Origin of the sequence: Komagataeibacter europaeus (genome assembly GCF_002173515.1) — a bacterium.
Classification (GTDB): Bacteria; Pseudomonadota; Alphaproteobacteria; order Acetobacterales; family Acetobacteraceae; genus Komagataeibacter; species Komagataeibacter europaeus.
Genome location: NZ_CP021467.1, coordinates 3157679 through 3177206, shown reverse-complemented (window position 1 = coordinate 3177206; position 19528 = coordinate 3157679). Strand labels below are relative to the sequence as shown.

The following is a 19528-nucleotide window of genomic DNA, read 5'->3' as shown; positions in this document are numbered from 1 at the left end:
CCCACCCTGCACGACAACAGTGAAATCAGCCCTGCATTCAGGCGCCACGCGCCATGGCGGGCGCTTCAAACCCGATCACGCGCGCATATTCCGTAGGCACGACATGCCAGAAACGCGGCAGGGTCTTGTCCCAGTTATGCAGCAGCAGTTCGGCATAGCGGCTGCCGGTTTCGCGGGCATGGGTTTCCACCTGTTCACGCAGCATGGCTTCCCATTTCGGGTCCTGCACCCGGCACCACATGACCGTATCGGGGTTCACCCGTTCGGCAAACGTGCCGCTGGCGTCATAGACAAAGGCCATGCCACCGGTGAAGCCCGCGCCGAAATTGTCACCAATCTCGCCCAGGATCACCACAGTGCCGCCGGTCATGTATTCACAACCATTGGACCCGCAGCCCTCGACCACCGCAGTCGCACCCGAGTTACGCACCGCGAAGCGTTCGCCCGCCTGCCCCGCCGCATACAGCGCGCCAGCAGTCGCGCCATACAGGACGGTATTGCCGACAATCGCGTTTTCATTCGACACGAGGCTGGAAGATGGGGAGGTCCGCACCACGATGGTCGCCCCCGACAGCCCTTTGCCGACATAATCGTTCGCATCGCCCAGCACCTCGAGCTTGAGGCCCTGCACCGCGAACGCGCCCAGCGACTGCCCCGCCGAACCGCGCAGCCGCACCGTCAGGTGCCCCGGCGCCAGCGTGGTCATGCCGAACTGCCGCACGATCAGGGACGAGATGCGCGTGCCGATCGCGCGATGCGTGTTCTGCACGTTGTACTGCAACTGCATCTTCTCGCCATGATCGAACAGCGGGCGCGCATCGGCGATCATCTGCGCATCCAGCGTCTCGGGCACCTCGTTGCGGCCTTCACGCGTGCAATAGCGGCCATAGGGGCCGGGATCGGCCTGCGCCAGCAGCGAGTTGAGGTCGAGGTCATCCAGATAGTCGGCCCCGCGCAGCACCTGATGCAGCAGGTCGGTGCGGCCGATGATCTCGTTCAGTGAGGTGAAGCCCAGCGAGGCAAGGATGTTGCGTACGTCCTCGGCAATGAAGGAGAACAGGTTGATGACCTTCTCCGGCGTGCCCTCGAACTTGCGGCGCAGTTCGTCATCCTGCGTGCACACGCCCACGGGGCAGGTATTGGAATGGCACTGGCGCACCATGATGCAGCCCATGGCCACCAGGCTGGCCGTGCCAATACCGAATTCCTCCGCACCCAGCATGGCGGCGATCACCACGTCACGGCCGGTCTTCAGGCCGCCATCGGTGCGCAGCTTCACCCGGTGGCGCAGGCGGTTGAGCATCAGCACCTGATGCGCCTCCGCCAGCCCCAGTTCCCACGGCATGCCCGCATACTTGACCGAGGACTGCGGGCTGGCACCGGTGCCACCGGAATGACCCGAAATCAGGATCGCATCCGCCTTGGCCTTCGCCACACCGGCCGCAATCGTGCCGATACCCGAACGGGCGACCAGCTTCACGGTCACGGTGGCCTCGGGGTTGATCTGCTTGAGGTCGTAGATCAGCTGGGCCAGATCCTCGATCGAGTAGATGTCGTGATGCGGCGGGGGCGAGATCAGGGTCACGCCCTCCGTCGCATGCCGCAGCTTCGCGATCAGGCCGGTCACCTTGAAACCGGGCAGCTGCCCGCCCTCACCGGGCTTCGCACCCTGCGCCATCTTGATCTCGATCTCGCGGCAGTCGTTCAGATACTGCGCGGTCACGCCAAAACGGCCTGACGCGATCTGCTTGATGGCGGACGACGCATTGTCGCCATTGGGGCGCGGCTTCGCGCGGGCCGGGTCTTCGCCGCCCTCCCCCGAATCGGACTTGGCGCCGATGCGGTTCATGGCGATGGACAGCGTTTCATGCGCCTCGGGGCTGAGCGCGCCCAGCGAGATGCCCGGCGCGATCAGGCGCTTGCGCAGTTCCGTGATGCTTTCGACCGATTCCACGGGAATGGCCGTGCGCCCGCCACGGAAGTCCAGCAGGTCACGCAGGGCGACCGGCGGCAGGCGACGCACCGCATCGGCATAACGCTGATAGACCGAGAAGCTGCCGGTGGAGACCGCCGTCTGCAGCATGTGGATCAGGTTGCCGTCAAACGCATGTACTTCGCCACTGCGGCGCAGCTTGTAGCGGCCGCCAACAGACAGCGTTTCCACCTGCCTGTTCCACGCCTTGTGGTGGAAGCTCAGGACATTGCGCGCGATGCCGGTCAGGCCGATGCCGGAAATGCGTGATGGCATGCCGGGGAAGAATTCCGCCGTCAGGGCACGCGACAGGCCGATGGCCTCGAAATTATAGCCGCCACGATACGACGCCACGATGGAAATACCCATCTTGGACATGATCTTCAGCAGGCCCTTGTTGACCGCCTTGCGGTATCGCTCCACCGATTCGCTCAGCGTCAGCTTCCCGAACAGGCCACGACGCTGGCGGTCGGCGATGCTTTCCTGCGCCAGGTACGGGTTGACCGTGGTGGCCCCCACCCCGATCGTCACCGCGATCGCATGCACATCCAGCGCACCGGCGGAACGGACATTGAGCGAGGTGAACGTACGCAGCGACTGGCGCACCAGATGCGTATGCACCGCCGCCGTCGCCAGGATCATGGGGATATAGGCGCGATCACCGGACTGGTGTTCATCGGTCAGGAATACGTGGGTGCAGCCCTGACGCACGCGGTCCTCGGCCTCGGCCCGGATGCGGGCGATGGCGGCGCGCAGGCCCGCCTCCCCGTCGGCGGCGGGGAAGGTACAGTCAATGATGCAGGCGTTCCTGCCGCAGAAATCAACCAGCGCCTGGAATTCACCCGTGGTCAGCACCGGGGAGGGAAGCTGGAGCAGGTCGCACTGGCTCTCGTTTTCCTCGAGGATGTTGCCAAGGTTGCCCAGACGGGTCACGAGGCTCATCACCCGCGTTTCACGCAGGCTGTCGATGGGCGGATTGGTGACCTGGCTGAACGCCTGCCGGAAATAATGCGCAAGCCCGCGATAACGGGTGGACAGCACCGCCAGCGGCGTATCATCCCCCATCGACCCGATGGCTTCGGACGCGTTTTCCACCATCGGCTGCAGGATGGTCTCAAGGTCTTCCAGCGTCAGGCCGACGGCCAGCTGCCGGCGGCGCAGCATCCCGGCGTCATACAGCACGGGTTCGCTGCCATCGGGGCGGACAATGCTGGAGATTTCCTGCGTGCGCTTGACCCAGGCGGAAAAATCCTGCCGCCCGGACAGTTCATCAAGCAGTTCCTCGTTGCTGTACAGCTTCGCGGTCTTGAGGTCGAGCGCCAGCGACTGCCCCGGGCCAAGACGGCCACGGCTGACGATCTCGGCCTCGGGCACCTTCACCATGCCGGTCTCGGACCCCACGATCAGCAGGCCGCCTTCGGTAATGGTGTAGCGCAGGGGACGCAGGCCGCTACGGTCAAGGCCCGCGACCATCCACCGCCCGTCGGTGGCGCACAGGGCGGCCGGGCCGTCCCACGGTTCCATCACCGCGTTGCAGTAGGAATACATGTCCTTGTGGCGCTGCGGCATGGCGGAATTGCCGCCAACGCTTGCCGGGATCATGAGGCACCGCGCCATGGGCGCGTCACGACCGGCAAAGGTCAGCAGTTCGAACACGTTGTCAAAGCACGCCGTGTCCGACCCCTGCGCCTGCACCACGGGCTTGAGGTCATCCATGTACGGATCGAGGATGGGATCGGCCAGACGGGTTTCGTGGCTTTTCATCCAGTTGACGTTGCCCGAAATGGTGTTGATCTCACCATTATGGGCCAGCCTGCGGAACGGCTGCGCCAGCTTCCATGTCGGGAAGGTGTTGGTCGAGTACCGCTGGTGATAGATGGCGAAGCGGCTGACGAAACGCGGGTCGAGCAGGTCGGGATAGAATTCCGTCAGGTGTTCGGCCAGGAACATGCCCTTGTAGATCAGCGACCGGCACGACAGCGAACACACATACAGGTCAACCTGATTGGCGATCGCGCTTTTTTCGATCCTGCGGCGGATCACATACAGGTCGCGCTCGAATTCGTCTTCCGTGCTGCCGGGCAGGTTGCGGATCAGGATCTGCTCGATCTCGGGGCGGGTGGCGTTGGCCTTTTCCCCGATGCAGTCGGTGTTGATGGGCACCTGACGCCAGCCATAGATGCTGTAGCCGAAGGCCAGGATCTCGCTTTCAATGATCTGGCGGCAGCGTTCCTGTGCCGCGATATCGGTCTTGGGCAGGAAGATCATGCCCACCGCGATCTGGCTGTCCACGCCGCTTTCCGCGCCACCGGCATGGATCGCATCGGCGAAGAAGTCCTGCGGGATCTCGACATGGATACCCGCGCCGTCGCCGGTCTTGCCATCGGCATCGACCGCGCCACGGTGCCAGACCGCCTTCAGCGCCGCGATGCCGGCTTCCACCACGTCGCGGCGCGGCTTGCCATCAAGGGCCGCGACCATGCCCACGCCACAGGCGTCATGTTCATCGGCGGGGCTGTACAGGCCGGAAATGGCCTGCGCGTTGTCCTGCCATTCCTGAACGAAATCGGTGGACTGGTTTTCAAACTGATCCATCATGCTTACTCCGCCACCTCGGCCTGCGCGGCCGTCATTTCCTCAAGCCATGCGTGCATCCGCGCCGCCGCGTCCCGGCCATCGCGGATGGCCCACACCACCAGGCTGGCCCCGCGCACGATGTCGCCCGCGGCAAACACGCCGGGCAGGCTGGTCATGAACGTCTTGCGATCAACCATGAGCGTGCCCCAGCGCGAGACCTCCAGCTCCGGCTGTCCCCACAGCGTGGGCAGCGGTTCGGGATCGAAGCCCAGCGCCTTGACCACCAGGTCGGCTTCCAGCGTGAACGTGCTGTTTTCCACCGGTTCGACCGACTGGCGGCCGCTGGCATCGGGCAGGCCCAGCTTCATGCGGCTGGCGCGCACGCCGGTCACGTGACCATCGCCCTCGAATGCCTGCGGGGCGGCAAGCCAGACGAACTCGACACCCTCTTCCTCGGCGTTCTTCACCTCACGCACGGAGCCGGGCATGTTGGCGCGGTCACGGCGGTACAGGCACTTCACCGACTTCGCACCCTGCCGGATGGCGGTGCGCACGCAGTCCATGGCCGTATCGCCACCGCCGATCACCACAACCGACCTGCCTGCCGCGTTCAGTTCACCATTGTCATATTCCGCGACCTTATCACCCAGCGAGACACGGTTTGACGCCGTCAGGTAATCCAGCGCGCGCACGATACCATTCAGTCCCGCGCCGGGGCCGCCGATATCACGCGACTTGTACACACCCGTTGCGATCAGCACGCCGTCATGGCGCGCGCGCAGGGTGGAAAACGCGATGCTGTCCGCGCCATCGGTATCGCCAATGCCCTTGCCCAGATGGAACTGAACGCCGGATTCCACCAGCAGCCTGTGGCGACGCAGCACAATGTCCTTCTCCAGCTTGAAGCCGGGGATGCCATACATCAGCAGGCCGCCAATACGATCGTAACGGTCATAGACATGGACCTGATAGCCCTGCTCACGCAGTTGCACGGCTGCGGCAAGGCCACCGGGGCCTGCCCCGATGATGGCGACGCTCTCGTCACGCTCGGCCACCGGCTTCACCGGCTTGACCCAGCCATTATCGAAAGCGGTGTCGGTGATGTAGCGTTCGACCGCGCCGATGGTGACGCTTTCGAATCCTTCCTCGATCACGCAGTTGCCTTCACACAGGCGATCCTGCGGGCAGATGCGGCCACAGATTTCGGGGAAGGTGTTGGTGGCGGATGACAGTTCGTATGCCTCCTCCATCCGGCCCGCCGCCGTCATCATCAGCCAGTCGGGGATGTTGTTGCCCAGCGGGCAGTGCACCGAACAGAACGGCACGCCACACTGCGAGCAGCGCGAGGCCTGCGTTTCGGCCTTTGCGGGCACGAATTCGGCATAAATCTCGTTAAAGTCCCTGCGGCGCGCCTCGGCAGGCCGTTTGTCCGGCTGCTCCTGCGCCACAGAGACGAATTTCAGCATGCGCTCGGCCATCGGTCTGCCCCTGGTCTGCATAATGGAAGGACGTCCCGGGCGCGCGACAGGCGCCCGAAGCGAGGAACAGACCTACGCAACACCCCGGACGAATAAAAGACAGCATTACTGACCTTATTCAAAGAAAACACCAGAAATGCCCGAAAAATCCGAAGTTCCGGGCCGCCTACCCCATCACCAGCCCCATGGGGGATGGTGCAATGCCCAGCATGTCGAGCGTACGCGCCCCGGGGGCAACCACATTGTCCACATACAGCAGCCTGACCTGATCGCGCGTCAGCATCTTTCCAGGCAGGTGTTCCAGCACCATCCCCTGAACGGTCGCCAGCCAGCGCGGCACCACGAATAACGGGCGCGGATGCCCGCCCCACCGCGCCGCCCATGCCACGATCTGCCGCATGGTCAGTACCTGCGGGCCGCCGAATTCAAAAATGGCCCCCGCCATGTCCGCACCCGTTGCAATGCGGACCATGCCATCGGCCACGTCGCCCACCCAGACCGGCTGGAAACGGGTCGTGGCGCCAAAGACCGGCATGACCGGCAGGAACCGCGCCATGCGCGCGAACATGGCGGGAAAAGCGCCATCCACCCCGAATATCAGCGAGGGGCGGATGATCACCGCCTCCGGCATCGCGCGGCCGACCATGCATTCGCCCTCCGCCTTGCTGCGGGCATAGGCGGAGGGACTGTCGGCACGTGCGCCGAGCGCCGAGACATGGATCAGGCGCTCGACCCCGGATGCCGCGGCCAGCCTTGCCACGCGCGCGGCCCCTTCGACATGGATGGCCGTGAACGTATCGGCGCCGTGGGGGGCCAGGATTCCCACCAGGTTGATGACAAGGCTGCTGCCCTCGATCGCGGCGACGCATGCCTTTTCATCCGTGATGGACGCGACGACGGACACCACCTGCCCCACATCCCCCAGCATCCGCAGTGTCGCCGCATCCGTGGCCGTGCGCCCGGCAACCCGCACCACATACCCCGCCCGCGCCAGCCGCCCGACCACGGATCGCCCCACGAATCCCGAACCACCAAAAACCGTCGCGACCTTGCGTGTCATAGCCAGTCCCCACCTGTGGCGCATGATTGCGCCGCCCACCGTTTTCCCATTTTACCTGCCGCGCAGACAGTCAATTCTGCCCTGCACGGCCACCCGCCCGGACGGGAAGAAAGAAAAAATGCGCCTGTTTTCAAAAAAATGCATTTACCCTGTTGACCGTACCGCCGGGCCGGACTAAACACCCCTCACACCACCCCGGCGGCCTCCGCTGGGGAGCCTCTGAGCCCAGATGGCGGAATTGGTAGACGCGCAGGTTTCAGGTACCTGTGGCCGCAAGGTCGTGGAAGTTCGAGTCTTCTTCTGGGCACCATCACACAAAAACTGGTAAAACTCCCCTCCGGGGACGGTCAGGGCAGCCCTCTTGGGGACTGCCCCGTTATCTTTTTGTCTGTTTCCCTGCGCAAATTGGTGTAAACCGCCCACGAATACCCATTTTACAGGCAGGTCCACACGCGTCGCCCCGACCGGGACGGGATCGTGACATAACGGATGGCTTTCCTTGCGGTTGCGTTCCAGACCTGCCACCGTGAAACCGAATATCGTGACGGAGCATTTTCCATATGGCTGCAAGCCCGGCCCCTGACGCCATCCATTTCCATCGCGGCGACCTGCCGGCCGAGGTCACGTTCACTGGCGCCGTGGCTGTTGATACGGAAACGATGGGCCTGAACCCGCACCGGGACCGGCTGTGCCTCGTGCAGCTTTCGGGCGGGGACGGGCATGCCCATCTGGTTCAGGTGCCCGCAGGCGTCACGGCGGCGGACTGCCCCAACCTGGTGCGCGTGCTGACCGACCCCACGCTGCCCAAGCTCATGCATTTCGCCCGCTTTGACGTGGCGATCCTGCAGCATACCCTTGGCATCACGGTTGCGCCGAACATCTGCACCAAGATCGCCTCCAAGCTGGTGCGGACCTATACCGACCGCCATGGGCTGGCCCATCTGTGTCGTGAACTGCTGGGGGTGGAACTGAGCAAGCAGCAGCAGAGTTCCGATTGGGGCGCGCCCGAACTGACACCGGAACAGCGGGCCTATGCCGCATCCGATGTACTGTACCTGCATGCCCTGTGGGCAAAGCTGGAGGCGCTGCTGCACCGTGAAAACCGTCGCGAACTGGCACAGGCCTGTTACGATTTCCTTCCGACCCGCGCCCGTCTGGATATCCTTGGCTACGTGGATCCGGACATTTTCGCGCATCGCGCAGCCTGATAATGGTTCCGGCGTTTGACCGGAAACCATTTCACGACAATACAGACCTGGCATGAACAGCAGCCTTTCCCCCACCCTCCCCGTCGTTGAAGAAAGCGTGCCGCAGGTACAGGCCCGCATGCTCAATGAAGCCTGCAGCGTGCTGCGTACCGAATCCGCGGGCCTTCAGGCCATGATTACCGCCATGGAAACGTCCGGTCCCGATGGGCAGGAGGGGCTGGGCCCGGCCTTTGTCAAAACGGTCGAGCGCATTCTGGCGGACAACATGCGCGTGGTGGTAACGGGCATTGGCAAGTCGGGGCATATCGGGCGCAAGATCCAGGCGACCCTTGCCTCCACCGGCACGCCCGCCATTTTCGTGCATCCGGCCGAAGCCTCGCACGGGGATCTGGGCATGCTGCAGCGCGGGGATGCGGTACTCGCCATTTCCAATTCCGGCGAAACGGCGGAAATGGCCGACCTGATTTCCCATACACGCCGTTTTGGCATGCTGCTGATCGCCATGACATCGCGCCCGGAATCCACGCTGGCCCGCACGGCCGATATCGTGCTGCCACTGCCCCATGCGCCCGAAGCCTGCCCCAACGGGCTGGCGCCGACCACCAGTTCCACCATGCAGCTTGCGCTGGGGGATGCGCTGGCCATCGTGCTGCTGCAGCGCCGTCGGTTCAGCGCCAGCGATTTCGGCATTTTCCACCCCGGCGGCCGACTGGGCACGCAGTTGCGCCGGGTGCGTGAACTCATGCATACGGGCGAAAGCATGCCGCTGGGTCCCCCCACCATGCCGGTCCGGCAGGTCATCATGGAAATGACCCGCAAGGCCTTTGGCTGCATGGGCGTGGTGGATGCGAAAAACCGGCTGGCCGGGCTGATTACCGACCGTGACCTGCGTCTTGCGCTGGAGCAGGACCTGGACAATACCTGTGCCGCCGACATCATGAATGCCAGACCGCAGATCATTGGTCCCGACATGCTGGCGGCAGAGGCGCTACGCATCATGAATGACCGTCCCCGCCCCATTTCCAGCATTTTCGTGCTGGATAATGAAAACCACCCTGTCGGCATCCTTCATCTTCATGACCTGCTGCGTGCTGGCGTTGCATGACCGAACAGCCGGACGACAGGGACGACGGGACCGATCCCAACCACATCCAGCGTGAGGACTACGCCCGCAGCGCGGCCGACATCGAACGCCAGCGCAGCATATTCGACCAGTCCACACGGACGCGCCTGCTGCCCAATGCCGCCGACCTGGCGCGGCGGCAGACCATCCTGCGGTCGGCCAAGTGGATGCTGCCGCTTCTGGCGCTCATCCTGCTGGGTTCCATCGCCGCATGGCCCGCGGTGCAGCGCGCGGTCATCATGCATACCGGCACCATGGCGCAGATGAGCCATGTGCGCGTGAAAAGCGGCAGCATGCTCAACCCCACCTATCGCGGGCTGGATGACCATGGCCGCCCCTACATGATCACCGCGGACGAGGCGCGCCAGATCTCGTCCGAACGGATTGACCTGAGCAACCCGGCCGCCGACACATTGATGGATAACGGCAACTGGCTGTATGTCACCGCGCATGACGGCGTCTATATCCAGCATGCGCAGATCCTGGACCTGATGCATGATGTCACGCTGTACCGCAATGACGGGACCCTCATGCTCAGCCCCTCGGCCGATATGGACATGCGTCACAACATCGTCGTATCCGATGACTGGATCCATGCCGAGGGTCCCATAGGCCAGATTGACGTACAGGGCGGCATGCTGGACACACGCGGTGGCATCATGCTGTTTCGCGGGCCGGGCCGCATGATCCTCAACGCAGCGGAAAGATCGAACTGATGGCGCGCGCAACATTCCGCCTGCCGCTTGGCGGCGTCCTTGTGGGACTGGTGGCGGCACATCCCGTCATGGCGCAGGGACTGGACATGTCCCACGGCCAGCAGATCAATGTCACCGCCGCAGGTGGCTTCGACTGGGACCAGAACGCGCAGACCGTCACCGCCTATGACCGCGCGCAGGCCATCCGTGGCGACGTGACCGTGCGGGCGGACAAACTGGTCGCCTTCTACCGCAAGAAGGCCGCGACCACCCCGGAAAAGACCACGTCCCCCGCCACGCCACGGGCCGCGGCATCCGGGCCGCCAGGGGCCGATGCGCCGCTGGCGGCCCATCTGGGCGTTGCCCCCCCGCTGGAAACCCGCCGCCCCCACATAACGGACAATGCCCCGCAGGCGGCGGGCGATACCCCGCCCGCCACGCCATCGCAGGCCACGCCGGCAATACCGACACCGTCGCCAGCGGCCCCCATCGGCACCGATCCCGATGTGGACACCAGCCTGGCCACGACATCCGATACCCTGCCGCAGGACATGCCCACGCCCGATGCCCCCGCGCCTGCAGGCGTTCCCGGTGGCCAGCCCGGCACCGCCACGGGAAATGGCGCGGGTGGCGGCGACGGATCTGGCGGAGCCAGCGAGGTCTACCGGCTGGAAGCGATCGGCCACGTCCATTCCTTCAACACGAATGACCAGGCATGGGGCGACCATGCGGTGTATGACGTGGATCAGGCGATCCTGGTCATGACCGGCCAGCACCTGAAGATGACCACGCCACAGGATATCCTGACCGCGCGCGACGTGCTGGAATACCATTCGCACGAACACATGTCGGTCGCCCGTGGCAACGCCACCATGACCACCAATGACGGACGGCAGATACGCGCCGATGTGCTGGTCGGGTATGACAGGCCAAAGGCACAGCGCAGCAACCCGCGCCACGACTGGGATGCGAGCCACCCCGATGGCAAAACCCGGACGGACGCCACCAGTGCTGACGATCGCCCGTCACCCGGGGCCGGGACGATCGACCATGTCGATGCCTTCGGCCATATCGTGATCCGCACCCGCACGGAGACCATAACCGGGGACCGGGGCGTATATGTGCCTGATACGGGCATTGCCCGTCTGGTTGGCAACGTGCATATCACCCGTGGGGAAAATCAGGTCAGCGGCACGTCGGCCATCGTGAACATGCATACCGATATCGCGACGCTGACCGATAACCCCGGCTCACGTGTCAGCGGCCTGGTCATTCCGAACCAGGCGGGCAAAGGTGACAAGGGATCAGCAAGATGAACACGACATCCCCGGCGGACCAGGCCACCACCGAACAGCCGATCCCCGCAGCCGAAGCGGGGCTGATCGCCAGCGGCATCGGCAAGAGCTACAAGAAACGGCAGGTCGTGCGCGATGTCTCGCTACAGGTCCAGCGTGGCGAGGCCGTGGCCCTGCTGGGGCCGAATGGCGCGGGCAAGACCACCAGCTTCTACATGATCGTGGGACTGGTGCGGCCCGACATGGGCACGATCACGCTGGATGGCGCGGATATCACCCAGTTGCCCATGTACCGCCGCGCCCGCATGGGCATTGGCTACCTGCCGCAGGAATCAAGCATTTTCCGTGGCCTGAATGTTGAACAGAACATCATGGCGGCGCTGGAGATCGTGGAACCCGACCGGGACCGGCGGCAGACGATGCTTGACGGGCTGCTGGGGGAATTCGGCATTACCCGGCTGCGGCATTCATCCTCCCTCGCCCTGTCGGGCGGGGAGCGGCGGCGGCTGGAAATCGCCCGCGCGCTGGCCAGCCAGCCGCATTATATCCTGCTGGACGAACCGCTGGCCGGTATTGACCCCATTGCGGTGGGCGAAATCCGTGACCTTGTCGCCCACCTGAAGGATCGTGGCATCGGGGTGCTGATTACCGACCACAACGTGCGCGAGACGCTGGAAGTGATCGACCGGGCCTACATCATGCACAGCGGACAGGTGCTGACCGAGGGACGGCCCGAGGAAATCGTGGCGAACGAAGACGTGCGCCGTGTCTATCTGGGTGAAAAATTCACGCTGTAGGCCCGTACGCGCGCCCCTGTGTGACAGGATGCATGTGCAAGGGGAAGGCCATGGAAAAACCTGTGGTCTTTTATGCAAGGAAGGCATGGACAGCAACGGTGCAACCATGCCCAAATGTACCCGTTCGGGACCATGTGCCCGACAGGCACAACGCAACCGCCACCAGCACGCAGCCCGCATGGGAGCAGGATCGTCCCCCTTATTTCATGACCATTGACTGAAACGACCGTATTCCGTCTCCCGCATGCGACTGCGTTGTGATCATGTAAGGAGTTACCCCTTATGCACATCAGTGTTGCCGGAAAGCAGATCGACCTGTCCGATGCCCTGAAACACCGGGTAAGCGCCCATCTGGACCGCATTTCGGAAAAGTATTTCGGGCAGGCCATGGAGGCCCGCGTTACCTTCAGCCGCGCACGTTCGTTTTTTACCTGTGACATCAACCTGCACGCCACGCGCGGCCTGACCCTGCGCGGTGAAGGCGAGGCGGCGGATGCCCATTCCGCCTTTGACGATGCAGCCGAACACATTGCCCGGCGCCTGCGCCGCTATCACCGCAAGGCCACGAATCACGGCCATCTCAAGGTCCGCCAGCAGGTACCCGAAATCGGTCGTGGCTATGTGCTGCGTCCCGGCATGGCCGAGCCGCCTGCCGCCGCCGAGGAAGACGGCGTGGCCGAGGATGAGGACGCGGCGCTGCCGCCCGCCGGTCCCTATGCCACCATCATTGCCGAACACCCGACCGAGATCCCGGCCCTGAGCGTGAGCGAGGCCGTGATGCGTCTTGACCTGGCGGATAGCCAGATCCAGCTTTTCCGCAACACGAAGACCGATACCATCAACGTGCTGTACCGTCGGCCGGACGGCAATATCGGCTGGCTTGACCCATCCCTGCGCCAGGCCAGCTGACACGACAGGCCAGTCCGCCGCCCCCGCGCGGACTGGCAGCATCACGAATGCAAATGGCCCTGCCCCGCAAACCGGGACAGGGCCATTGCCTTATCTGGTGTAACGTCGTGCCTAGTGCAGCGGCACCGGCATCATTTCGTGCTGGAGGATGGCGTTTATGGCCGTCTCCCTGTCTTCCGTCACCGCCATGGGCGTGCCATCGGCGGCATGGATGGCAAATCCGGCTTCGCCCTCGACCTCTACCGCGCGGATGTAGGCCACCGATTCCATACCCAGACCGCGCAGTTCCGAGGTGCTGATGACCGGTGCGGCATTCACCACATCATTCTGCAGCAGCACCCGGCCATTCTGTGTTGTGACTCTCATCGCGTTATCTCCTGCATCATGAAGGGACGGTCGTCCCTTCCCATCCGCATCGCAATATGGGCCGTTACATTACGGCGTACGCTGTTATTCCTCGTCAATGACCCTCACGACACGTTGCTTGCGTCCGGCGGGTACGTCCACCACCGGCGCCACACGATCGCGCGACGCCGGGGTTGCGGGCGCGCGACCGATCTCGATCTTGCGCACACGGACTTCCGGCTGCGGGCGGGCCAGTTCGATATGCAGCAGGCCGTTATCCATCCACGCGCCACCGACCTCGATTCCCTCGGCCAGGACGAATGCCTTCTGGAACTGGCGGGCGGCAATGCCACGGTGCAGGAAGATCCGTCCCTGCCCGTCGTCGCTCTGTCGGCCGCGAATGACCAACTGGTTGTCTTCCTGCGTGATATGCAGGTCTTCCATCACGAACCCCGCCACCGCCAGCGTAATGCGCAGGGTCGTGGGGCTGACCTGTTCTATATTATAGGGCGGATACCCGTCCGACGCGTTTTTCGATGCGCGTTCAAGCATCTGCTCCAGATGGTCAAACCCGAGGAACATGGGTGACCCGAAAACTCTACCCGACAAATCGGCCTCCTCTGCTGCGAGCGAGACAAGAAACGAAAAACGGACCCGAAACAGCATCCGCATCCCGTCCCTTCACGATATGGGAGAATAATAGCCATGCGCAAGGGGAGGACACCACGCACGCACCTTGGCATTTTGGCCGCATCCCCTCTGGCATCCCATGTGGGGACACGCTAAATGGCAGTCTATGATTGATCATGATGTCATCGCTCAGGCGACCCCCATGCCGATCCTGGTCGCGCCCCAGGCGGTCCTGCGCCAGAAAACACGCCTTGTCCGCCCCGAGGACATGGGCGAACTGCGCACCATCATCCCCCGCATGTTCGCGGCCATGTACCAGGCCCCCGGCATCGGCCTGGCCGCCCCGCAGGTCGGGCTTGGCATGCGGTTCGCCATCGTGGACGTGTCCGACAAGGACGAGGCGCGTAATCCGCTGGTGCTGATAAACCCCGAAGTGATCGCCGAGACGGACGACATGGCCGTGCGTGAGGAAGGCTGCCTGTCGCTGCCCAACCAGTATGCCGAGGTCATCCGCCCCGAAGCCGTGCGCGTGCGCTATCAGGATATGGACGGCAAGGTGCAGGAACTGGAAGCCGATGACCTGCTGGCCACCTGCCTGCAGCATGAGATTGACCATCTGGAAGGCATCCTGTTCGTCGATCACCTGTCGGCGCTGAAGCGCAACATGATCATGCGCCGCCTGGCCAAGGAACAGCGCCAGAAACACTGATCGCGCCAGTCGCGATCACACAGCCCGGAACCCGGGGTAACCCCGGACGGGTTCCGGCCCAGCCTGAACGGATTCCAACGCCATGCGACTGGCCTTCATGGGTACGCCTGACTTCGCGGTGCCCGCCCTGCGCGCCCTGCATCAGGCCGGGCATGACATCGTAACCGTCTACAGCCAGCCCCCCCGCCCCGCAGGACGCGGGAAGAAGCTGCGTCCCTCCCCCGTGCAGGTCGCGGCGGAAGAACTGGGCATTCCCGTCCGCACGCCGCTGTCGCTGCGACGCAATACGGAAGAACACGCCTTTTTCCGTGACCTGAAGCTGGATGCGGCCGTGGTGGCGGCCTACGGGCTGATCCTGCCGGTGGAGATGCTGGACGCCCCCGCGCGTGGCTGCCTGAACATCCATGCCAGCCTGCTGCCGCGCTGGCGTGGCGCGGCCCCCATCCAGGCCGCCATCCTGGCGGGTGACTGCGAAAGTGGCGTCACCATCATGCAGATGGATGCGGGGCTGGATACCGGCGCCATGCTGCTGCGTGACCATGTGGCGCTGACAGCGCACACCACCGCCACCACCCTGCATGACGACCTTGCGGCCATGGGCGGTCGACTGATTGTCGATGTCCTGAACCGCCCTGTCTTTCCCGGTACGCCGCAGCCGGAAACCGGCGTCACCTATGTCCAGCGCCTGAGCCGTGAGGACGGACGCATCGACTGGACCCGGCCTGCTGCCGACATTGACCGGCAGGTGCGTGCCCTGACCCCGTGGCCGGGCACCTTCACCACGCTGGGGGAACAGGGCATCAAGATCGGGGCCGTCAGCCTGACATCGGATACGACACGGGCCACCGCAGGCACGGTGGTGGATGACCGCCTGCTGGTGGCCTGTGGCAACGGGACGACGCTGCGCATCACCCGCCTGCAACGCCCCGGGCGGGGCATGATGGAGGCCGCCGATTTCCTGCGTGGGCAGGCCGTTGCCCCCGGCACGCACCTTGGGGTGGAGACGCCCGGTGACTGAAACCCCGCCCGCGCGTCCCAGTGATGCCGCCCCGCCATCGGTCTGCCGCTGGGCCGTACTGATGGAATATGACGGGCGCGGCTTTGTCGGCTGGCAGCGCCAGCAGGCAGAGCACCTGACCTCGATACAGGGGCTTCTGGAAGATGCGGCAAAAAACCTGACCGCCGGGCGCGTCGTGCGCAGCATCACCGCAGGCCGCACGGATGCGGGCGTGCATGCCAGCGGGCAGGTCGCGCATCTGGATTTCCCGGCCGATGTCACATTATCCAGCGCCACGGTGCGGGACGGACTGAATTTCTACATGAAGCCCCACCCGGTCGTCGTGCTTATGGCACGCCCGGTGCTGCCGCACTGGAATGCGCGTTTTTCGGCGTGTTCACGCGCCTATCGCTACCGTATCCTCAACCGTGCCGCCCGCCCGGCGCTGGAGGAAGGTCATGTCTGGCACGTCCGCGCGCCACTGGATGCGGATGTGATGCACAGTGCGGCCCAGTCGCTGGTGGGACGGCATGATTTTACATCTTTCCGTGCCTCCGCCTGCCAGGCACGCAGCCCGGTGCGCTCGATCGACCGGCTGGCTGTACGACGTGAGGGGGAACATGTCGTGATTGAAGCCGAAGCCCGCTCCTTCCTGCACCATCAGGTGCGCAACATGGCCGGGACGCTGAAACTGGTGGGCGAAGGCCGCTGGGCACCGGAACGGGTCGAACAGGCCCTTGCGGCCCGCGACCGCCGCGCGGGTGGCCCGACCGCACCGCCGGAAGGGCTGTGCCTGACCAGCGTCGGGTATGCAGAAAACCCTTTCAGCCGCTGACCTGTACCGCCGTCGGGGAATAACCAGTAAACGTTTTTTGGTGAAGCTTTTTTCAACAGCTTCCAGGAATGCCGCCTTTCTGAAAAAAGGCTGCATTCAAAAACTGTCATATTTTATCAGTGGGCAGATCCCTGCCCCTGCTGCACCAGCAAGGGATAGAGGAAGTCATGCCACGCGCGCTGGTTCGGGGAAAGCACACCGACCACCGCCGCCAGCAGGCCAAGGCTGCCCAGTATCGCCAGCACCAGCACCACCGCCTGCCCACGACGCAGCAGCAGGCCGATACGCGCCACGTACCATGTCAGCCACAGGCTGTAGCCGAACTCCACCCCGTTCAGGATCATTGCGCCCGTGCCGGATTCCAGCAGCCTGGGCGAAGCCAGCGCCATGAGAAGCGCCACCGCAAGCCCCACGAACAGCGTGACCCAGTCCGTCCACCATGCGGCCGTGATGTAGCGCAGCCACAGTCCTTCACGCTTCCACCGCCGCGCCAGCGCATGGGTCACGATCGCGGGCAGCAGGATCAGGCACAGCGCGAACAGCACCTTCACCCCGCTGAGCGCCTGCGGGGCGGTGCCGATGGTCAGCCCCCCGCCCACCAGCCATAGTGCAAGCCGGGGCGCGAGGGCGGCCAGCACGGAATCGCGCGTATTGCCAAAATAGGCGATACCTTCCGCACGGCCCCGCCCCAGCAGCAGCATTCCCTTGAGGATCATGCCAAGACCGGGTGAATTCGGCTGGGGGGATGTGCCGCGATCAGACATTAACGCATTACCTTTTCAAGGAAGCCGGTATAGATCGCCGTCAGCTGCTTCAGGTCCGACAGGCTGACATGCTCGTCCGTCTTGTGCATGCTTGCCCCCACCAGCCCGAATTCCGCCACGGGGCAGTAACGGCTGATAAAGCGGGCATCCGACGTGCCGCCGCCGGTATCCAGCCGGGGCACATGCCCCGTCACCGCCCGCACGCTTGCACGCAGGGCCTCCACCGGCGCGCCGGGTTCGGTCAGGAAGGATTCACCGCTGATGGAAATGCCCACATCCGCCCGTGGGGCATGCCGCGTGGCCACGGTCCGGATCCAGCCCGCAAGGTCGGCGCCGGTATGCAGGTCATTGAAACGGATGTTCAGCCGGGCCTCGGCCCGGGCAGGAATGACATTGGTGGCCGTATTGCCCACGTCAAGGCTGGTGACCTGCAGGCTGGACGCCTCGAACCATTCACTGCCGGCGTCCAGCGGGGCCGCCGTCAGTTCACCCAGAAGCGCCAGCAGGCGGTGAACCGGGTTATCCGCCCGGTGTGGATAGGCCACATGGCCCTGCGTGCCATGCACGACAATATGGGCATTCAGGCTGCCACGGCGGCCGATCTTGATCACCTCGCCCATTCCGGCGGGGTTGGTAGGTTCGCCCACAAGGCAGAAATCGGGGATCTGGCCTTCGGCCGCCATCCATTCCAGCACGCGCACCGTGCCGTTGGTGGCGGGGCCTTCCTCATCGCCCGTGATCAGCAGGCTGATCGACCCCTGTGGTCGTGGCGCCTGTTCCAGATACAGCCTGACGGCGGCGACAAAGGCGGCGATGCCCCCCTTCATGTCGCACGCGCCCCGACCGAACAGGACACCGTCATGTATGACCCCGCCAAAGGGATCATGTGCCCATGCACTGTCGTCGCCCACCGGCACGACATCCGTATGCCCCGCGAAACACAGGTGTGGATGCCCCGTGCCAAGGCGGGCGAACAGGTTGGGCGTACGCGCCGCCCCTTCGCCAAACGGCAGCAGGGTTACGCTGAAACCGATCTGTTCCAGCACACGGGCCAACGCGGCAATACCGCAGCCATCATCGGGGGTTACGGAAGGACAGCGGATCAGGTCACGCGCAAGGGCGATGACGCCGCCGGGATCCTGTTCCGTATTCGCCATTCCGCCATCCCCCATGATGTTTCTCAGCCGCGCAGCAGGTCGTTGATCGAGGTCTTGGAGCGCGTGCGTTCATCGACGCGCTTGACGATCACCGCGCAGTCCAGCGACGGCAGCGGCTTGCCATCGGTGCTGGTCGCCTGGCGCGGCGGCAGCGTGCCGGGCACGACCACGGAATAGGCCGGAACGCGGCCCATGAAGACCTCCCCCGTCGCGCGGTCGACGATCTTGGTGGAAGCGCCAAGGAACACGCCCATGGACAGCACGCTGCCGCGTTCGACCACGACGCCTTCGGCCACTTCCGAACGCGCACCGATGAAGCAGCCGTCCTCGATGATGACGGGGGCAGCCTGCAGCGGCTCCAGAACGCCGCCGATGCCCACGCCACCGCTGATATGGCAGTTCTTGCCGATCTGCGCGCAGCTGCCGATCGTAACCCATGTATCGACCATCGTGCCGCTATCGACATACGCACCGGCATTGACGAAGCTTGGCATCAGCACGACACCCGGCGCGATGAACGCGGAACGGCGCACGATGGAACCCGGCACCGCACGGAAACCCGCGGCGGCAAACGCCGCCTGGTCCCAGCCTGCGAATTTCAGCGGCACCTTGTCATAGCTGGGCGCGCCCGCGCCGCCGCCTTCGACAATCCGGTTGTCATTGAGGCGGAAGGACAGCAGGACAGCCTTCTTCAGCCATTCATTGACGACCCAGCCGGCCGGGCCGGGGGTTGCGACGCGCAGCCTGCCGGAATCCAGCGCCAGAAGCGCCGCCTCGACGGCATCACGGTCAGCGCCGGTGGTGGCGGTGGACAGCGTCTCGCGACGCTCCCACAGGGCCTCGATCTGGCTCTGAAGGGATGTATCGGTCATATTTGCAAAATCCTGTCTTGGGCAGGCATCCCCGGCGGGGCATGCCGGGGGCCTTCGGTATTGATTGCCTGCGGACCATGCGGAGGATCATGGGCAATGTCAACG

The 19528-nt window shown here is 64.4% G+C and carries 17 protein-coding genes and 1 tRNA gene; 10 read left to right on the top strand and 8 right to left on the bottom strand.

The annotated features are described in order from the left end of the window. Window positions 1-37: 37 nt before the first annotated feature. The 3 genes from gltB to S101446_RS14630 form a co-directional block, all read right to left on the bottom strand. The gene (gltB, locus tag S101446_RS14640; protein ID WP_019084720.1) at window positions 38-4570 is read right to left on the bottom strand and encodes a glutamate synthase large subunit; all 4533 of its coding nucleotides are present in this window, start codon (window positions 4568-4570) and stop codon (window positions 38-40) included. A 2-nt stretch (window positions 4571-4572) separates the two neighbouring features. Beyond that, entirely contained in the window at window positions 4573-6027 is a 1455-nt protein-coding gene (locus tag S101446_RS14635; protein WP_087608660.1) for an NAD(P)-dependent oxidoreductase, read from the bottom strand. Window positions 6028-6193: 166 nt separating this feature from the next. Further along, window positions 6194-7087: a complex I NDUFA9 subunit family protein gene (locus S101446_RS14630; RefSeq protein ID WP_019084718.1), complete on the bottom strand. Its 894-nt coding sequence runs from the start codon at window positions 7085-7087 to the stop codon at window positions 6194-6196. Between the two features lie 223 nt (window positions 7088-7310). On the opposite strand from S101446_RS14630, the gene S101446_RS14625 reads away from it, so the two are divergent. From S101446_RS14625 to hpf, 7 genes are all read left to right on the top strand, one after another. Beyond that, window positions 7311-7397: transfer RNA gene (locus tag S101446_RS14625), tRNA-Leu, on the top strand. Window positions 7398-7647: 250 nt separating this feature from the next. Next, complete coding sequence (locus S101446_RS14620) at window positions 7648-8295, top strand: ribonuclease D (RefSeq protein ID WP_019084716.1); 648 nt, start codon at window positions 7648-7650, stop codon at window positions 8293-8295. A gap of 52 nt (window positions 8296-8347) precedes the next feature. Beyond that, window positions 8348-9400 (top strand): KpsF/GutQ family sugar-phosphate isomerase, encoded by a 1053-nt coding sequence (locus S101446_RS14615; RefSeq protein WP_010507710.1) that lies wholly within the window; start codon window positions 8348-8350, stop codon window positions 9398-9400. Further along, window positions 9397-10134: an LPS export ABC transporter periplasmic protein LptC gene (gene lptC, locus S101446_RS14610; RefSeq protein ID WP_010507711.1), complete on the top strand. Its 738-nt coding sequence runs from the start codon at window positions 9397-9399 to the stop codon at window positions 10132-10134. The genes S101446_RS14615 and lptC overlap by 4 nt, the downstream gene beginning before the upstream one ends. Then, on the top strand, window positions 10134-11429 hold the full coding sequence (locus S101446_RS14605; RefSeq protein WP_087608659.1) for an LptA/OstA family protein: 1296 nt from the start codon (window positions 10134-10136) through the stop codon (window positions 11427-11429). Before lptC ends, S101446_RS14605 begins: the two co-directional genes overlap by 1 nt. After that, on the top strand, window positions 11426-12205 hold the full coding sequence (lptB, locus tag S101446_RS14600; RefSeq protein WP_010507714.1) for an LPS export ABC transporter ATP-binding protein: 780 nt from the start codon (window positions 11426-11428) through the stop codon (window positions 12203-12205). Before S101446_RS14605 ends, lptB begins: the two co-directional genes overlap by 4 nt. 282 nt (window positions 12206-12487) lie before the next feature. Beyond that, window positions 12488-13114, top strand: coding sequence for a ribosome hibernation-promoting factor, HPF/YfiA family (gene hpf / locus S101446_RS14590; RefSeq protein WP_087608658.1), 627 nt, complete (start codon window positions 12488-12490; stop codon window positions 13112-13114). A 111-nt stretch (window positions 13115-13225) separates the two neighbouring features. Here hpf and S101446_RS14585 read toward each other — a convergent pair whose 3' ends face one another. Further along, on the bottom strand, window positions 13226-13480 hold the full coding sequence (locus tag S101446_RS14585) for a DUF1150 family protein (RefSeq protein WP_010507717.1): 255 nt from the start codon (window positions 13478-13480) through the stop codon (window positions 13226-13228). 84 nt (window positions 13481-13564) lie between these two features. Beyond that, window positions 13565-14041, bottom strand: a complete 477-nt coding sequence (locus S101446_RS14580; RefSeq protein WP_010507718.1) for an Hsp20 family protein — start codon at window positions 14039-14041, stop codon at window positions 13565-13567. A gap of 214 nt (window positions 14042-14255) precedes the next feature. Between S101446_RS14580 and def the strand changes: the two genes are divergently transcribed. The 3 genes from def to truA all read left to right on the top strand — a co-directional run bounded on the left by def (window position 14256) and on the right by truA (window position 16630). After that, a complete protein-coding gene (gene def / locus S101446_RS14575; RefSeq protein WP_019084709.1) occupies window positions 14256-14798 on the top strand; it encodes a peptide deformylase in 543 nt (180 codons plus the stop codon). 82 nt (window positions 14799-14880) lie between these two features. Further along, on the top strand, window positions 14881-15816 hold the full coding sequence (gene fmt, locus S101446_RS14570; RefSeq protein WP_087608657.1) for a methionyl-tRNA formyltransferase: 936 nt from the start codon (window positions 14881-14883) through the stop codon (window positions 15814-15816). A gap of 61 nt (window positions 15817-15877) precedes the next feature. Beyond that, window positions 15878-16630, top strand: a complete 753-nt coding sequence (gene truA, locus S101446_RS14565) for a tRNA pseudouridine(38-40) synthase TruA (protein ID WP_208620581.1) — start codon at window positions 15878-15880, stop codon at window positions 16628-16630. A gap of 116 nt (window positions 16631-16746) precedes the next feature. On the opposite strand, the gene S101446_RS14560 is transcribed toward truA, so the two are convergent. The 3 genes from S101446_RS14560 to dapD are packed head-to-tail and all read right to left on the bottom strand — an operon-like array spanning window position 16747 to window position 19423. Beyond that, window positions 16747-17394 carry a hypothetical protein gene (locus S101446_RS14560; protein WP_010507722.1) on the bottom strand — a complete coding sequence of 216 codons (648 nt, stop codon included), beginning with the start codon at window positions 17392-17394 and terminating at the stop codon, window positions 16747-16749. Continuing rightward, window positions 17394-18551 carry a succinyl-diaminopimelate desuccinylase gene (gene dapE, locus S101446_RS14555; protein ID WP_019084705.1) on the bottom strand — a complete coding sequence of 386 codons (1158 nt, stop codon included), beginning with the start codon at window positions 18549-18551 and terminating at the stop codon, window positions 17394-17396. The genes S101446_RS14560 and dapE overlap by 1 nt, the downstream gene beginning before the upstream one ends. A 23-nt stretch (window positions 18552-18574) precedes the next feature. Further along, a complete protein-coding gene (dapD, locus tag S101446_RS14550; protein WP_010507725.1) occupies window positions 18575-19423 on the bottom strand; it encodes a 2,3,4,5-tetrahydropyridine-2,6-dicarboxylate N-succinyltransferase in 849 nt (282 codons plus the stop codon). Window positions 19424-19528: the final 105 nt, after the last annotated feature.

What these genes read in the sequence shown, in the direction of transcription:
- lptC (WP_010507711.1), top strand. Translation starts at nt 9,397, where the DNA reads ATGACCGAACAGCCGGACGACAGGGACGACGGGACCGATCCCAACCAC.
- lptB (WP_010507714.1), top strand. Translation starts at nt 11,426, where the DNA reads ATGAACACGACATCCCCGGCGGACCAGGCCACCACCGAACAGCCGATC.
- S101446_RS14620 (WP_019084716.1), top strand. Translation starts at nt 7,648, where the DNA reads ATGGCTGCAAGCCCGGCCCCTGACGCCATCCATTTCCATCGCGGCGAC.
- dapE (WP_019084705.1), bottom strand. Translation starts at nt 18,551, where the DNA reads ATGGCGAATACGGAACAGGATCCCGGCGGCGTCATCGCCCTTGCGCGT.
- hpf (WP_087608658.1), top strand. Translation starts at nt 12,488, where the DNA reads ATGCACATCAGTGTTGCCGGAAAGCAGATCGACCTGTCCGATGCCCTG.
- S101446_RS14615 (WP_010507710.1), top strand. Translation starts at nt 8,348, where the DNA reads ATGAACAGCAGCCTTTCCCCCACCCTCCCCGTCGTTGAAGAAAGCGTG.
- S101446_RS14560 (WP_010507722.1), bottom strand. Translation starts at nt 17,394, where the DNA reads ATGTCTGATCGCGGCACATCCCCCCAGCCGAATTCACCCGGTCTTGGC.
- fmt (WP_087608657.1), top strand. Translation starts at nt 14,881, where the DNA reads ATGCGACTGGCCTTCATGGGTACGCCTGACTTCGCGGTGCCCGCCCTG.
- S101446_RS14585 (WP_010507717.1), bottom strand. Translation starts at nt 13,480, where the DNA reads ATGAGAGTCACAACACAGAATGGCCGGGTGCTGCTGCAGAATGATGTG.
- gltB (WP_019084720.1), bottom strand. Translation starts at nt 4,570, where the DNA reads ATGATGGATCAGTTTGAAAACCAGTCCACCGATTTCGTTCAGGAATGG.
- S101446_RS14630 (WP_019084718.1), bottom strand. Translation starts at nt 7,087, where the DNA reads ATGACACGCAAGGTCGCGACGGTTTTTGGTGGTTCGGGATTCGTGGGG.
- truA (WP_208620581.1), top strand. Translation starts at nt 15,878, where the DNA reads ATGGAATATGACGGGCGCGGCTTTGTCGGCTGGCAGCGCCAGCAGGCA.
- dapD (WP_010507725.1), bottom strand. Translation starts at nt 19,423, where the DNA reads ATGACCGATACATCCCTTCAGAGCCAGATCGAGGCCCTGTGGGAGCGT.
- S101446_RS14580 (WP_010507718.1), bottom strand. Translation starts at nt 14,041, where the DNA reads ATGTTCCTCGGGTTTGACCATCTGGAGCAGATGCTTGAACGCGCATCG.
- S101446_RS14605 (WP_087608659.1), top strand. Translation starts at nt 10,134, where the DNA reads ATGGCGCGCGCAACATTCCGCCTGCCGCTTGGCGGCGTCCTTGTGGGA.
- def (WP_019084709.1), top strand. Translation starts at nt 14,256, where the DNA reads ATGATTGATCATGATGTCATCGCTCAGGCGACCCCCATGCCGATCCTG.
- S101446_RS14635 (WP_087608660.1), bottom strand. Translation starts at nt 6,027, where the DNA reads ATGGCCGAGCGCATGCTGAAATTCGTCTCTGTGGCGCAGGAGCAGCCG.